We start from the raw sequence: 13,974 nt of genomic DNA on the forward strand, positions 1-13,974 counted from the left end.
GGAGGTGTCGGGTGCTAGGAGGATGTGGCGGCCGTCGGTGAACAACGTCCCGGGGATGAGGGTGTTGTTGCCCTCGCGGCTCCACAGCGGCGCGCCCGTCGCGCCGTCGAGCGCGATGATGCCGCGAGCGGTCGCGGCGTAGACGGTGCCGCGCAGGATGACCGCGCTGGTGGTCTGGTACGCGTCGTGCGACCACCGAGCGGTCCGTGTACCACTGTCCCAGCCGTGCAACGCCGTGTCGTAGCTGAGCATCAGTCCCGGCACGCTGCCGTCGTCGACGGACGCGTAGACCAGCTGCCCGTCGACCGTCAGATCCCCGGCCGGATCGCCGTCCACCGCGAGGACCGTCGAGTGGGCCTTCCCGTCACGGGTGTGCGACTGGACGACCAGCGTGCCGGTGGCGGGGTCGATCATCCAGCTCCCGCCGACGTCACCCTGGTAGCCGAGGTCGTCGCGCACGACGTCACCGGCCGCTGACAGCAGCGTCAGGCGTCCTTCGGGCGTCGAGTACGCGACGAGGTCTCCCGCCCGGAAGAGGCTCATACCCATGCCGCCCTCGGCGTAGCCCGTCGCGGTCATGAGGTGCGCCTCGTGCGTCCATCGTTCGTCGCCGGTCAGCAGGTCGTAGGCGGTGACCTCACCGGAGTCCGCTGCCATCGAGCCGACGACGACGATGTCGGGGGGCAGCAGCGCGATGGCCTGGCCGCGCTCGAGCGGCCACCGCGCCTCGACAGCGCCGTCCTTGGTGGACAGGACGACGACCTGGCGGCTGCTCGCCGGGACGGCCTCGTGGGTGCCCCCGTCCTCCAGGGGTGTGCCGCCGTCGGTGACCAGGCAGACAACCCGGTGTGCAGTGCCGATGTCGGTGGCGGGTGCGTTGTCGGTCGGGCAGCTGGTCCCTCCGAAGACATGGTGTGCGCCGGCCAGCGCGGCGTTCGGGCCGAGCAGCTCGGTCGTCCAGCCGGGGCCGCCCGCCGGGTCGACCCACGTGAAGCTCTGCGAGCCGTCCTCGGCACGCTCGAGCCCCGCACCGGCGACGCCGAACAGCTCCGCCACGTCGGCGGCCGGGACCCGCCGCACGATGTCGAGTGTCTCGTCGACGGGGGAGAGCACTCCGGGGACGTGGGCGAGCCGGGCCAGCGTGGCACTCTCGCGGGCGGTCACGACCCACTGCGCCACGCCGAGCGTCACCGCCAGCGCCGCAGCGCCGCCGATCAGCCACCGGCGCCTGACGCGCGTCCGCGCGGTCGCGCCGGGGTGCGGGCCGACGCCGGGCTCATGGCCGGCGCCGTCGTCGACGCCGTCGAGCAGCTCGACCTCCTGCATCTCGCCGCGTCGTGCCATGACCGGACAGTACCGACCCGCGTCCGTGCGCGGTGGCGAGACCGGTCGGCCTGTCTCGAGAGGACACCTGGACGACGGCGTGGCCATCGGCGATAGTCGGCGCCATGCGCACGAGCCGGTTGGAAGCGTTCAGCGACGGCGTCCTGGCCATCGTCATCACGATCATGGTGCTGGAGCTGCGCGTGCCGGCGTTCGAGGAGGGGCATGTCGCGACGTTCGCCGATCTCGTCGACGCCCACCTCGTCCCGGTGCTCTTCAGCTACGTCCTCAGCTTCGTGTTCATCGCGATCTACTGGAACAACCACCACCACCTGATGAGCACGGCCGATCACGTCAGCGGTTCGATCATGTGGGCGAACATGCACCTGCTGTTCTGGCTCTCGCTCGTCCCGTTCTCGACGGGCTTGCTCGGCGAGAGCCGCGGCGCCGCGGCTCCTGCCGCGCTCTACGGGCTGATCCTGCTGATGGCAGCGGTCGCCTACTTCGTGCTGAGCAGGATGATCGTCCGCGAGGGCGGGTCCCGCGGGGTGCTCGCACGGGCTGTCGGACGCGACCGCAAGGGGCAGGTCTCGCCGGTCCTGTACGCGCTGGGCATCGGCGCGGCGTTCGTGTGGACGCCGCTGTCGTACGGCTTGTACGTCGCGGTCGCGGCGCTGTGGCTGATCCCGGACAGGCGGATCGAGCGGATCGCGGTGCCGGGCGCGAAGGAGTGACGCGTCCCCGCGGACGTCTCCGCTCGCATGCGTCCGGAGGCGTCACGCGGGGGTCGGCAGTCCGTCGTTCTGCTACGGCTGCGGTCGCGTCGCCTTGCCGTCGAGCCACAGCGTGTCCGACTCGTCGCTGCGGGCGCCCGTCGTGCCGACGTGCTTGGTGCTGATCTGCGGCCCGTTCTTGATGACGTCCCACAGGACCATCGCGTGCCCGCGGTCGACGTCGTAGTCCTCCTTCAGCCACGCGACGTCGTCGCCCGCCTTGGCCCCCGGCTCGTCGAACCCCTTGCTGCGGGCGAGGTCGACGAGCTGGCGGGGTGTCAGACCGGTCTGGGCCTCGATCGCGTCGAGGTACGCCTGGAACGACATGGATCGACCTCCGTCACGGTGCGGTGCGGTGCGGACACAGCCAAGTCGAGCCGGACCCATCCCGGGCCGGGCTCCACAATCGGCCGCGCCATGACGTTCGGCTACATCGGCGGCCGGCACGTCGCGGCGAAGAGCGCCACTGTTCCGAGCTAGCAGCACCGGCGAACGTCAGTTTCACCGCCGGACGCGACACGGTGCGTTGACGTCGCCAGCGCGCCGATCACGTGTTCTTCGAGTAGTACTCGGGGCTCGCGACGATGCTGCCGATGACGGCCTCGAGTCGGATTCCCTGCTGGATCGCGCTGACCCAACCGGCTTGCCCGGTCGGGTCGATGCTGCGCCCGAGCAGGTGCCGGTAGTTCCCGTCGATGACTGTCGAGAGGTGCTCGCTCGAGATCAGGAAGCCGAGAGCGATCTCCACGCGAGACGCGCCGCCGGAGAGTGCCGTCGTCCACGCGCCGACCTCGTCGGGCGTGGCCGTACGACCCAGCACGTTGGCATAGAGCATGCCGATCCATCCAGAGGGGTCGCCTGCGGCCCGCGCGTAATACTCATCCGATGCGACGAATCCGGCCTGCATCTGCTGGATGGTCAGCCCCTGATTCATGGCCCCCAGCCAGTTCTGGAGGCCTGCGTGTTCCGGTTCGCGCCCGAGGTACGTCTGGTACGACTCGCGGATCAGCCCTGCGCGGTACTCGGAGCTGGAGGTGATCGCATCAGCGACGGCGTTGAGCGGGGTGCCGCCGTCCAGCGCCGCGGTCCAGCCGGACATCCCGCTCGGGTCCGGGGCACGGTTGAAGAGCGCGGCATACACGCTGGTCACGTACAGCTCAGTCGCTGTCGGCGCACGCGGGGTCGTGACCGAGATCGGAGTCGACCACGCGCCGACATCCAGCCCGGCGACGGCCGCGACCCTCACCCAGTACCCGGTGGCGGCCTGCAGACCATCCACAGCCTGGGCGCGCTCGACCGAAGGTGCGCGCGCCACCGCCGACCACGTGGACCGGTCGGACGATCGCTGAACGACGTAGTCGGTCACGAGAGCAGCGGAGGTGGTCGGGGCGTCCCACACGATCGTGAACGTCGTGGTGGCCACCGAAGTCGCGGAGACCGACGGCGGTGCGCTCGGCGTTGCGGCGCGGGAGGACAGCAATCGCCTGGTCGTCGATGGGCCCGGGCTGGTGACGACAGGGTTCGCGCCGGACAGGATGGTCTCCGTGACCAGCGCGGGAGTGGCGGTGGGGTCCTGCGCGAGGTACAACGCGGCGACGCCAGCGGCGTGCGGAGCGGCCATGGACGTCCCGGACATTGTCACGACCGCCGTGGGGCTGGTCGCCGAGATCGACTCGATCCCGACGCCGGGAGCGAAGACATCCACGCAGCTGCCCCAGTCGGAGAACCACGCGCGCGCGTCTTGCGGCGTTGAGGCGCCGACCGTCACGGCGTCCGGTGCTGACGCCGGCGACCGCGTGCAGGCATCGCCGCCGTCGTTGCCGGCGGCCACCACGACCGTCAGCCCGTCGGCGACGAGTCCGGCCACGGCTGCGTTCAAGGCGGCGTCGAATGGTCCACCGAGGGACAGGTTGACCACCCCGGGAGCTCCGGCAGCGTGGTGTGCCGCGACCCAGTCGAGGCCGGTGATGACCTGCACCGTGGAACCCGACCCCGTGCAGTCGAGCACCCGCACTGGCACGATCAGAGCGGCTTTGGCGACGCCGTAGCCGGTCGAGGCGATCGTCCCGGCGACATGGGTGCCATGGCCGTTGCAGTCTGTCGTGCCGTTGCCGTCGGCGACCGCGGTGTACCCAGGGAGAAGACGTGCGCCCAGGCCCGGGTGTGGGGTGACGCCCGTGTCGACCACGTAGACGGGCACGCCAGCACCGGCACCGCCGGGGTACGAGTACTGGCCGTCCAGGGGCAGCGACGGCTGGTCGATCCGGTCGAGGCTCCACGGCGCGGGTGCCTGCGTGCCCGTGATGGTGAACACCTGGTTCGGGGTGACGTCAGCCACCTGGGGCGAGACCTTGAGGGACTCGACCTCCGGCGCCGTGAGGTTGACCGCGAACCCGTCCAACGCCTGGGTGAACTCGGCGTGCGGTGCGGCACCGAGGCCAGCGAGCTGTTCGGCAACGACACCGGCACTGCCCGGATCGACCTGCACGATGTAGGTGCTGGCGGAGCCGTCGGCCGTCGCCGACGCGCTGACGGCATGATCAGCGGCTGCGAGCGCCGTCAGCGGAGTCAGGGACAGCACCGAAGCGAGAATCACGGTCATCGCGGTGCGGACTCCGGTCGCAGCGATGCTCAGCACGCGTGTGGTCCTTCCGGCTTCTCGGCCCAGCGGCACTGCCAGGTTCATTGCGCCCCCAGCCACTGCCCGGGCGAGGGGTGCGTCATACCGTTCGGTCGGCTCGACCCGATCATGAGGGGTCAACCAGGCTGCAACGCACTGCTCCGCCATGACCTTCGGGTACATCGGCAGTCGGCACGTCGCGGCGAAGGGTGCAACGATTCCGCAGCAGCAGCGCCGCCCCGCGGTGCGCATCCAGGTTCGTCGGCCGAACCGCCCACGCCGACGCGTGTGGCACGCCATTATCAGGTGCCCCCTGATCGGACCGATCTGGCATCTGACCAGGCCGTGGGTGCCCGTCACGACGACCTGCGACAGAGCGAGGACACCGCCATGCGGTACAACCCCCCACCCACCTGGCCGAGCCCACCGGTCGGCTGGGAGCCGCCCGCCGGATGGCAGCCCGAGCTGGAGTGGCCGGCCGCACCCGAGGGCTGGGTCTTCTGGGTGCCCGAGCCCGGCGAGGCCTTCGTGCCGCCGGTCGGGTTCGCCGACCCGACGGTGCCCGCGTGGGACCCGAGGTCCGTGCGTGACGCAGCTGCGGCGACCCTGGCAACGGCTGCCGACGTCAACGTCGTGGCGACCCGACGCACGGCATGGACCCTGTTCCTGATCGGCGTCGTCACCTTCCTGCTGGGAGCGGGGTCGGCGATCCTCGCGGCCCGGTCGCGGTCCGGCGGCACAGTCTGGACCGGCGGGATGATCGTCGGTGCACTCTTCTTCTGGCGGGCCTTCGGCGCCTACCGGGCGGCGCGAACCGACGGCGCGCGCGCGAACCCGACGGGCCGGGTCGTCGTCGTCGGCGCGCTCGCGGTCTGCGTGGCCGTCGGCGTGACGGCATTGGTCCAGATCACCCAGACGTCGGACGGGAGCCCGGTCGCCGGGTCCGACGCGGTCGGCGGCTGCTGGAACGACGCCACCGGCGAGGACGGCACCGCGATGCTCGAGCCCGTGGCGTGCTCGTCGTCGCACGACTACGTGATCTCGGAGATCGTCACCGACTCGGGCCTGTGCTCGGCCGACTCGCCGTACTCCGTGGAGCTCACGTCGACGCGGTTCGGCTGCCTGAAGACCGACGGCTGAGCCCACCCGGCGTGCTACCGGACCTCGACGCCCTGCTGCAGGGTCACGAAGACCTTCACGAAGACCTGTGGTGGGCTGCGGGCGCGCTCGCGGCGCTCCTCGTCCTCCGGGAGCCCCGTTCGCCCAGTGGTACGCGGACGCGGCTCGCCGGAGGTGGACCGACGGTCAGCGCGGGTCTGACGCGCGCTCCTCGTTGACGCCTGCGCGTTCGGTCGAGCTGAGCGCGTCGTACTCGACCTCGGGCCACGGGACCGTGACATAGCTGCGCTCGACCGCGCGTGTCATGAGTCGGCGCAGCAGCTCGCCGTGGATGTCGAGCAGCCGGAACAGCGCCGGGTCGCCCTGACCGACGCTCTCGACCAGGTACAGGTGGACGTTGCCACGGGACACCGCGGCCTGGGCCTGGGGCGTCTCGAGCCAGAGGTCGTTGCCGCGGCTGGTCCCGCTGTAGGCCTTGACCTCGATGAGCCGGTCGCCGCTGACGACGTCGGCCGGCGTCGACGCGGTGGAGCGGGCGTCGATCGGCTCGCGGCCCGCTCGCCTCTCGTGGTCGAGGACGAACTCGAGGGCGGCCCTGTCTACGGCTGGTGTACCGACGATCTCAGTGGTCATGTCGACGTGCCTCTCCGGCCGAGGGGCCAGGTCGTTGACGATCGCGGCGCAGCGCTGCGCATACACACCATCGCCCCGATTGTCCCTGCCGTCGAGGGGGGCGTCTCGCCGCGCGTGCCGCCACGACGCAGAGCGCCCCTCCTCGCAGGCGAGAAGGGGCGCTCCGGATGACGCTGGTGGCTGGCTGGCGATCTAGTACTTGCGACGGAAGTACTCGGCGCTCGGCCCGCGGGTCAGCAGGACGATCAACGCGATGTCGATGGCCAAGGCCACCACCGCCAGGAGGTGGCTGACAGCGGAGGCGGGCTGTGCGAAGGACGCCAGGCCGCTGAGCAGGCCCAGGCCGGCGAACACGAAGGTCAGGATGCGTGCCCAGTTCTTGCCCGCGCGCACCTTGAACGCGACCAGGATCCACACGCCGATGCCGATGAGGCCGAAGACGACGGCCATGGCGATGGCCACGCCCGCCGCGGCGTCGACCATGGACTGGTCGAGCGACGGCGAGCTGGTACGCACCTGCTCCCTGATCGCGTCCGTCGTCAGCAGCGCCACCACGATGTTGACCAGGCTCAGCGCGACCTGAACCAGGATCAGCTTGAAGGCGTTGACGACGGTGCTGGGCGGCGGGCCCTGGACGGCGGGCGTCTCCCACGGGGCAGGAGCCATCGAGGGGTAGCTGCCGGGCGGCGGCGCCGAGGGGTAGCTGCCGGGGGGCGGCGGCGGGGTCTGGAAGCTCATGGCGGTTCTCCGTGTCGGCAGGGGCAGAGTGACGTCCCGACGCATACAGCCAGCGCACAGGACTCTCGAACAGCCTAGGGGCGTCGGGGGTCGCTCTGTGGCGATATGGGCTGTGGATCTGCCGGGTCCCGCGTCCGCGCACGACGACGCCGACCTCATCTCACGACGGCGGGATGCGGTCGGCGTGCGCGCCTGGATCAGCCTCGCGCGATCGGGATCTTCACGCCCGCGGCCCTGGGCTGCTCCGTGGTGGGGACGCGGATCTCCAGGACGCCGTCGCGGTAGGTGGCCTTCACGTCGGTCTCGGAGTACCCCGCTGGGAGCGGGATGTTGCGCGAGTAGGAGCCGTACCGGAACTCGGACCGGTAGGAGTCCTTCTCCTTGTGCTCGGACTTCTCCTCGCGGTTGGCGGTGATGTGCAGGACCCCGTCGACGACGGCGAGGTCGACGTCCTTGTCAGGATCGATGCCAGGCAGCTCAGCCCTCACGACGAGCGCGTCGCCTTCGACGAACTCCTCGACACGCAGCCATGGCTTGTCCCAGTCGGTCTCCCAGAACCGCCGGAACATGTCCGGCAGGTCGGTCCGCTCGCGCCGCACGATGGACATGGTCCACTTCCCTTCCCTTGCAGGACGGCTTCCGCGCAGGGCGTCGGCTGAAGCCCCGCCAGCTTCGACGCTAGACCTCGCTGTACCGCATGTCCTGCGTGGGTAGACGGCGCTGACGCACCGAGGACGAGACTGCTCAGACGACGGCGCGTTGTCGGCGACGCACCCGGGGGTCGAGGATCGCCGACACGGCGGCCGCAGCCAGCAGGGCGAGCGCCCCACCGAACCAGAAGGGTGCGTCCGAGCCGACGCCGTCCCACAGGGCACCCGCGATGATCGAGGCGAGCAGCAGCCCGATGCCCTGGAGCGTGCCGTAGATGCCGAGCACCGTGCCGCGCAGGTGCGACGGGGCCGCCTCGGCGATGAAGGCGCGCTCGGCACCGCTGAGGAATGCGGTGCACGCGCCGTACGCGGCGAACAGGCCCACCACGACCGGCTGGGACGTGACGGAGGCGAAGCCGAGGTAGACGAGCCCCGACAGCAGGTAGCCGGCGACCAGCATGGACCGGCGACCGAACCGGTCGGAGAAGCGTCCGGCCGGGATCGCCAGCACGGACGCCGTGACGTTGAAGACCAGGTACAGCAGCATGACCTGGGTCGCCGAGAATCCCCGAGCAGAGGCCTTGAGCAGCAGGAACGCGTTCGAGGAGTTCCCGATGCAGAAGATCAGCACGGCGACGAGGTACAGCCGCAGGCGCAGCCCGAGGTGGACGCCGAGCAGCTTCGTCCGGGCGCCGTCGGGCAGCGGGACTCGCTTCTCGCGGACGGCCGGGATGATGAGGATGCCGAGCACGGCCGGGACGATCGACCATGCGAACGCCTCGCGGTATGCGGTTCCCGTGGCGACGACGACGACGGCGAGGAGCGCGCCGACCGACGAGCCGGCCATGTCGAGCATCTTCGCGATCCCGAACGAGCCGCCCAGCTTCTTCGGGTCGCTCGACTGCGCGATCAGGGCGTCCCGCGGCGCCGTGCGGATCCCCTTGCCGACGCGGTCGACGACCCTCGCGATGAGCACACCGCCCCACGAGCCGGCCGCGAGCAGCAGCACCTTGTAGACGACCGAGCCCGAGTACCCGAGGAACGTCAGCCGCTTGCGGTGCTGGCGGACGTCGCCGATGTACCCGCTGAACGCCTTGAGCAACGACGCGAGGCTCTCCGCGATGCCCTCGATGACCCCGACGACCATTGGGGTGGCCCCGAGGGTCGCCGTCAGGAACAGCGGGACGATCGGGTAGACCATCTCGGTGCTCAGGTCGACGAACATGCTGGTGAGACCGATCAGCACGACGTTCGACGGGGTGATCCTGCGCACGGTGCGGACGCTACCCCAGGCTCCTGCCGGCGACGCGGAACCCTCATCACCGCCGGTCCGGTGCCGAAGGTGCGAGTATCGACACCACCGATCTCCAACCGCTGAGCATCGACACCCACGTGCCGCTGCCGAGCCCGACGCTGCGCGTCTGGGTGGGCCGGACCGGTGCGTCCTGGGCGCGGCCGAGCTGGCGGCGCAACCTGTCGAGGTGGTCGATCGCCGGGGCTGTGATCGACATGGTGACGACGTCCGCCGTCGGCCACGTGGGCGGGATCCGGGAGGGGAACCCGCTCTCGGCGGCCGGCCAGGCGTTGATCGGGTCGACCCCGGTGTACATGGTGGCCACGACTGTCGTGGTGGCCGGGCTGCTGGCCGTCCTGGCTGTCCGCCCCGTGAACGTCGCCACGCGCGTGCTGTGGTGGGCGCTCGCGTTCCTGGGTGCAGCGAAGATCGCGGTCGCGATCCTCAACCTCGTCGTCCTCCAGGGTGCGCTCGACGCGACGGTCGACGTCTTCTAGCCGACTGCCGAATCGACCTCGCGGGCGACCTCGTCCCGATGCCCGACGGCCTGAGCTTCGAGTTGGCGGCGCTGGGAACCGATGCGGGGATGGCCGCCTACCAGGCGATGGTCGTGCGCGGCGACCTCAGGCCCGGGATGAAGGTGGGCGTCGTCGTGCCCGGCGTCGCCCGACGCCTCACGAGGCGGGCTTGACGAGCTCCGCGAACGCGACGATGTTGTCCTCGTAGTGGCCGGTGCGCTTGTTGAACGACCCGCCGCACGTGATCAGACGCAGTCCGGCGAAGGCGATGTCGCCGTACACCTCAGCCGTCGGGAACGCGGCCTTCCGGTACTCCTCGACCCGGGTGACCCGGAAGATCGCCGTGGTGCCGTCCGCGCGCTTCACCCGGACCTCGTTGCCGGCCACGAGCTTGTGCAGGTCGTAGAACACCCCCGGCCCGGTCCAGTCGACGTGTCCCGCGATGACGGCGGGACCGAGCTCGCCGGGAGTCGGTGCGCCGGTGTACCAGCCGGCAGGGAAGCCGGCGGGCGGCACCTCCATCGTCCCGTCGTCGTGCAGACCCAGCTCCATGAGCTTCGAGTCGACCCCGATCGCCGGGATCACGAGGCGGACAGGCACGGACCGGGCCATGGGCTTCGCCGCAACGGCAGCGAGCGAGACCCCCGGGGACGGGACCGGCGGGGCGGATGCGGACGGCGGGCTGGCCGAGGGTGACGGGACCGGAGGTGCGGTCGGCGTTGCGGTCGGCGACGACGGGGGTGCCGCGGAGACCGTGGAGGCGGTCGGTGACGGGACGCCCTCCGTGGACGTCGAGCACCCGGCGACCCCGGCGACAACGGCCACGACGAGAGCCGCCGTCCCCGTCAGGACCCTGGACGGGGTCCAGCGGGGGCGAGGGCTCTCGATGCGTGCGGGCAACTGCGTGCGTGCGGTCAGACGTTCACACGGCGGCGGTGCGTCACGACGAGTGCCGCGACACCCAGGGCGAGGACAGCCGCACCGGCGCCGAGGTAGCCGGCGCCGCCGGTGGTCGCACCGGGAGCCGTGCTGCCGTCACCCGTGCTCACCGGGCCGGACGGGACCGCCGTGACCTGGGGGGCCGCGGCGGCCGCTGCGACCGTTGCGGCAGCGGTGGGGACCGTCGCGCAGGACGGGCGTGTGACCGTGTTCGTGTCCAGGGTGACCGCGCCGCTGCGGGCGAGCAGTCGGCCCTCGATCGTCGCGCCGGTGTTGGCCGTGATGGAGGTCATGGCGAGCACCGTGCCCCGGAAGACCGAGTTCGTGTCGAGGGTCGCCGAGCTGCCGACCTGCCAGAACACGTTGCACGCCTGCGCCCCGCCGGCGAGGGTGACGTGGCTTCCGGGCGCGGTCGTCAACGTCGAGGCGACCTGGAAGATGAAGACGGCTGCGGGGTCGCCGCCGGCATCGAGCGTGACCTCACCCGAGAGGCCCATCGACGAGGCCGAGGCGTAGACCCCGGGGATCAAGGTCATCCCGGCGAGATCGGCCGTGATCGGGGACGTCGGTCCTGCGCCCGCAGCAGCGTCGTAGGCCGTCGTCAGGTCCGTCTGCGCGCCCTGCGTCACAGCGTCGCCCGCATGGTTGACCCCGCTGGCGAACACGATCGAGGCGTCACCGGTGATCGTCAGGGTCGGGTAGGACCCGAGGTCGCCGCTGAGGGTCGTCGGGCCGGTGTTCGTGACGCCTGCCCCAGCGAGCACTGCGAAGCTGTCGGCGGTCCCGAGCGGCGGGGCGGGCGTCGCGGCCTGGGCGGAGCCGGCGAGAGCGATCAGGAGCCCGACCGATGTCATGGCGACGAGCGTCGCGGCGGGCGCCACGGCCGCACGCGTGCGGCTCGCACCCCGGCTGGAAGTGAAGAGCGTCATCGGTCGATCCTTTGATCGTGAAGCGTGGGTGGGCGATCCGACCGGCGTCGTTGCCGCTCGCATCGAACCTGGAGGCGTGTGTTCGGTGGTTACGTGACCGCCGCGATGCTCGCGGCCCGACGGGCGGAGACATCGGGAGTGTCCAGGCGGTCGCGGTGCTGCTGAGCCGTCGGGATGACCCACGATCGGCGGAGCTACCGGAGAGGTCCGCGACTCCTGTGCGGACGATGAGTGTCTTACATCCCGACTGGCGGGAGGACGACCTGCAGCAAGTGTACGGGGCCTCACCTAGACCGCATGGTGAGACGCGTCAGGGGAGCCTCGCCCTGGTCACGGGCGGATTCACCCAAAGGTCCCAGACGCCCTGAGCCATCGAGTCGTAATCTCCCGGCAAAGAGTACGGTGCGCTTGCCCCCGAGCTGAGGTCCGATCCGGGGGCCCGGCCCCCCGGTGCCGACTCGATCAGGTGGTCCGACGAAGGAGAAGCCGTGAGCCAGACTGTGTCCAGACTGACCCTGCCTGCCGACGTGACACTTCCGGTCGACGTGCAGGCTGCGCTCGACGCCTGCCCGAACGTCATCGTCCCGTCCTCCCGCGCCGAGCTCTACCAGCTGTGCCTCGGGCCTGAGGGTGGCCCGATCTTCTCGGTCGACTACGACGTCGACGGCGTCCCGATGACCGAGGCGACGGTCGTGCGGTGCAAGAACGGCATCGCGGTCAACTACCCCGAGGACTACATGCGCCGGCGTGACCCGGACTGCATGCGCATCGCCGACGACCTTCCGACGGACAAGCCGCGGTACCGCGACGTCTTCGGCTCCGAGTTCGCGCCCGTCAAGCAGGACACGCTGGACTGGCTGGCGGGCCAGGAGCTCGTCGTCGTGCCGTTCATGGCCGGTGGGCTCACGCACGGTTACCCGTCGCTCGCGATCTGTCCAGTCAACGCCGCGTTCTTCGCGCTCACGCTCGTGGACCTGCAGGGCTGGGTCACGTTCGACCAGATCGGTGACTTCACCCCGCGCTCGATCATCTACGTCGCCCCGCCGTTCCGGCACACCCAGTTCGGTGGCCGTCAGGTCGTCGTCCACGACCGCTCGACCACGCTGCACGAGGTCTTCGCGTACAACCTGTACCCGGGACCGAGCGCCAAGAAGGGCGTGTTCTCGGTCCTGCTCGACATCGGTGAGCAGGAGGGCTGGGTCACGGCCCACGCGTCCTCGGTCCGCGTCACGACGCCCTACGAGAACGAGACCGTCATCATGCACGAGGGCGCGTCCGGCGGCGGCAAGTCGGAGATGTGCCAGGAGATCCGTCGTCAGGAGGACGGCCGGATCCTGCTCGGCACGAACGTCGTCACCGACGAGCCGTACGTCATCACGCTCGGCGAGACGAGCGCGCTCGCGCCGATCACCGACGACATGACCCTGTGCCACAAGGACCTGCAGCGCGGCGACGGCAAGCTCGTCGTGGCCGACGCCGAGGACGGCTGGTTCGTGCGCGTCGACAACCTCAAGCTGTACGGCGAGGACGCGAACTTCGAGCGCGTCTGCATCCACCCCGACGAGCCGCTCGTCTTCTTCAACATCGAGGGCGTGCCCGACGCGACGTGCCTGCCGTGGGAACACATCATGGACTCCAACGGCAAGCCGTGCCCCAACCCCCGCGTCGTGGTGCCGCGTCGCCTCATCCACGGGGTCATCAACGAGCCCGAGGCGATCGACGTCCGGACGTTCGGTGCCCGGATGCCGGCGTGCACCCGCCACGACCCGACCTACGGGATCATGGGGATGATGCACATCGTGCCGCCGTCGCTCGCGTGGCTGTGGCGCCTGATCGCTCCCCGCGGCGACAAGAACCCGTCGATCGGCGAGAGCAAGGCCGCGACGGACAAGCTGTCGCACGGTGGCATGGTCGCCGAAGGGGTCGGCTCGTACTGGCCGTTCTCGACCGGCACCAAGGTCGCCGCCGCGAACCTGCTGCTCCAGCAGCTCGTGGACTCCTACCGCACGCGCTACATCCTGACCCCGAACCAGCACATCGGTGCGTACAAGGTCGGGTTCGCGGCCGAGTGGTTGACCCGTGAGTACCTCGCACGTCGCGGTGGCGGCAGGCTCCGTGCCGACGAGCTCGTCGCGTCGCGCTGCAGCCTGTTCGGCTACACGCTCAAGGAGATGAAGATCGACGGCCAGCTGATCCGGCCGACGTTCCTCCGGCCCGACCAGCAGTCGCAGGTCGGCGAGGAGGCGTACGACGCCGGCGCCAAGATCATCACCGACTTCTTCAAGAGCGAGCTCGCGCAGTTCCTGACCGACGACCTGGACCCGCTGGGCCGCCAGATCATCGAGGTCTGCATGCGGGACGGCTCGATCGACGACTACGTGGCGCTCACACCCCTGTACATCTGAGCGCCACGATCGACTGACTGGTCACCACACCCG

General features: G+C 70.4%; 14 protein-coding genes. 5 read left to right on the plus strand and 9 right to left on the minus strand.

The annotated features are described in order from the left end of the window. On the minus strand, nt 1–1,344 hold a 1,344-nt coding region (locus tag VFW79_RS07845), incomplete at its 3' end, for a PQQ-binding-like beta-propeller repeat protein (protein WP_329676752.1). A 104-nt stretch (nt 1,345–1,448) separates the two neighbouring features. Here VFW79_RS07845 and VFW79_RS07850 point away from each other — a divergent pair. Continuing rightward, nucleotides 1,449–2,057 carry a TMEM175 family protein gene (locus VFW79_RS07850; RefSeq protein WP_329676753.1) on the plus strand — a complete coding sequence of 203 codons (609 nt, stop codon included), beginning with the start codon at nt 1,449–1,451 and terminating at the stop codon, nt 2,055–2,057. Nucleotides 2,058–2,129: 72 nt separating this feature from the next. On the opposite strand, the gene VFW79_RS07855 is transcribed toward VFW79_RS07850, so the two are convergent. Further along, a complete protein-coding gene (locus VFW79_RS07855; RefSeq protein WP_329676754.1) occupies nt 2,130–2,423 on the minus strand; it encodes a DUF4287 domain-containing protein in 294 nt (97 codons plus the stop codon). A 220-nt stretch (nt 2,424–2,643) separates the two neighbouring features. After that, nucleotides 2,644–4,734 (minus strand): S8 family serine peptidase, encoded by a 2,091-nt coding sequence (locus tag VFW79_RS07860; RefSeq protein ID WP_329676755.1) that lies wholly within the window; start codon nt 4,732–4,734, stop codon nt 2,644–2,646. Nucleotides 4,735–5,106: 372 nt separating this feature from the next. On the opposite strand from VFW79_RS07860, the gene VFW79_RS07865 reads away from it, so the two are divergent. Further along, nucleotides 5,107–5,856, plus strand: coding sequence for a hypothetical protein (locus VFW79_RS07865; protein ID WP_329676756.1), 750 nt, complete (start codon nt 5,107–5,109; stop codon nt 5,854–5,856). Between the two features lie 165 nt (nt 5,857–6,021). On the opposite strand, the gene VFW79_RS07870 is transcribed toward VFW79_RS07865, so the two are convergent. The 4 genes from VFW79_RS07870 to VFW79_RS07885 form a co-directional block, all read right to left on the minus strand. Then, nucleotides 6,022–6,468: a hypothetical protein gene (locus tag VFW79_RS07870; protein WP_329676757.1), complete on the minus strand. Its 447-nt coding sequence runs from the start codon at nt 6,466–6,468 to the stop codon at nt 6,022–6,024. 192 nt (nt 6,469–6,660) lie between these two features. Next, complete coding sequence (locus VFW79_RS07875; RefSeq protein WP_329676758.1) at nt 6,661–7,206, minus strand: hypothetical protein; 546 nt, start codon at nt 7,204–7,206, stop codon at nt 6,661–6,663. Between the two features lie 197 nt (nt 7,207–7,403). Beyond that, entirely contained in the window at nt 7,404–7,814 is a 411-nt protein-coding gene (locus VFW79_RS07880; RefSeq protein WP_414647910.1) for an Hsp20/alpha crystallin family protein, read from the minus strand. 136 nt (nt 7,815–7,950) lie between these two features. After that, nucleotides 7,951–9,129: an MFS transporter gene (locus tag VFW79_RS07885; protein WP_329676759.1), complete on the minus strand. Its 1,179-nt coding sequence runs from the start codon at nt 9,127–9,129 to the stop codon at nt 7,951–7,953. Between the two features lie 119 nt (nt 9,130–9,248). On the opposite strand from VFW79_RS07885, the gene VFW79_RS07890 reads away from it, so the two are divergent. Together VFW79_RS07890 and VFW79_RS07895 are read left to right on the plus strand one after the other, a co-directional pair. After that, the gene (locus tag VFW79_RS07890) at nt 9,249–9,647 is read left to right on the plus strand and encodes a hypothetical protein (RefSeq protein WP_329676760.1); all 399 of its coding nucleotides are present in this window, start codon (nt 9,249–9,251) and stop codon (nt 9,645–9,647) included. Between the two features lie 38 nt (nt 9,648–9,685). Further along, entirely contained in the window at nt 9,686–9,841 is a 156-nt protein-coding gene (locus VFW79_RS07895) for a hypothetical protein (protein ID WP_329676761.1), read from the plus strand. On the opposite strand, the gene VFW79_RS07900 is transcribed toward VFW79_RS07895, so the two are convergent. Together VFW79_RS07900 and VFW79_RS07905 are read right to left on the minus strand one after the other, a co-directional pair. Beyond that, entirely contained in the window at nt 9,825–10,280 is a 456-nt protein-coding gene (locus tag VFW79_RS07900) for a class F sortase (RefSeq protein ID WP_329676762.1), read from the minus strand. The two genes, VFW79_RS07895 and VFW79_RS07900, sit on opposite strands and share 17 nt — an antisense overlap. A 302-nt stretch (nt 10,281–10,582) precedes the next feature. Then, complete coding sequence (locus VFW79_RS07905) at nt 10,583–11,536, minus strand: ice-binding family protein (RefSeq protein WP_329676763.1); 954 nt, start codon at nt 11,534–11,536, stop codon at nt 10,583–10,585. 488 nt (nt 11,537–12,024) lie between these two features. Between VFW79_RS07905 and VFW79_RS07910 the strand changes: the two genes are divergently transcribed. After that, nucleotides 12,025–13,941, plus strand: a complete 1,917-nt coding sequence (locus VFW79_RS07910) for a DUF4914 family protein (protein ID WP_329676764.1) — start codon at nt 12,025–12,027, stop codon at nt 13,939–13,941. The last annotated feature ends 33 nt before the right edge of the window (nt 13,942–13,974 follow it).

The sequence above is a fragment of the Cellulomonas sp. genome (assembly GCF_036279715.1).
In the GTDB taxonomy this organism is placed as follows: domain Bacteria; phylum Actinomycetota; class Actinomycetes; order Actinomycetales; family Cellulomonadaceae; genus Cellulomonas_A.

Bases quoted from the DNA above. Each gene is read 5' to 3' on its own strand.
- VFW79_RS07850 (WP_329676753.1), top strand. From the start codon at position 1,449: ATGCGCACGAGCCGGTTGGAAGCGTTCAGCGACGGCGTCCTGGCCATC.
- VFW79_RS07855 (WP_329676754.1), bottom strand. From the start codon at position 2,423: ATGTCGTTCCAGGCGTACCTCGACGCGATCGAGGCCCAGACCGGTCTG.
- VFW79_RS07865 (WP_329676756.1), top strand. From the start codon at position 5,107: ATGCGGTACAACCCCCCACCCACCTGGCCGAGCCCACCGGTCGGCTGG.
- VFW79_RS07870 (WP_329676757.1), bottom strand. From the start codon at position 6,468: ATGACCACTGAGATCGTCGGTACACCAGCCGTAGACAGGGCCGCCCTC.
- VFW79_RS07875 (WP_329676758.1), bottom strand. From the start codon at position 7,206: ATGAGCTTCCAGACCCCGCCGCCGCCCCCCGGCAGCTACCCCTCGGCG.
- VFW79_RS07880 (WP_414647910.1), bottom strand. From the start codon at position 7,814: ATGTCCATCGTGCGGCGCGAGCGGACCGACCTGCCGGACATGTTCCGG.
- VFW79_RS07895 (WP_329676761.1), top strand. From the start codon at position 9,686: ATGCCCGACGGCCTGAGCTTCGAGTTGGCGGCGCTGGGAACCGATGCG.
- VFW79_RS07900 (WP_329676762.1), bottom strand. From the start codon at position 10,280: ATGGCCCGGTCCGTGCCTGTCCGCCTCGTGATCCCGGCGATCGGGGTC.
- VFW79_RS07905 (WP_329676763.1), bottom strand. From the start codon at position 11,536: ATGACGCTCTTCACTTCCAGCCGGGGTGCGAGCCGCACGCGTGCGGCC.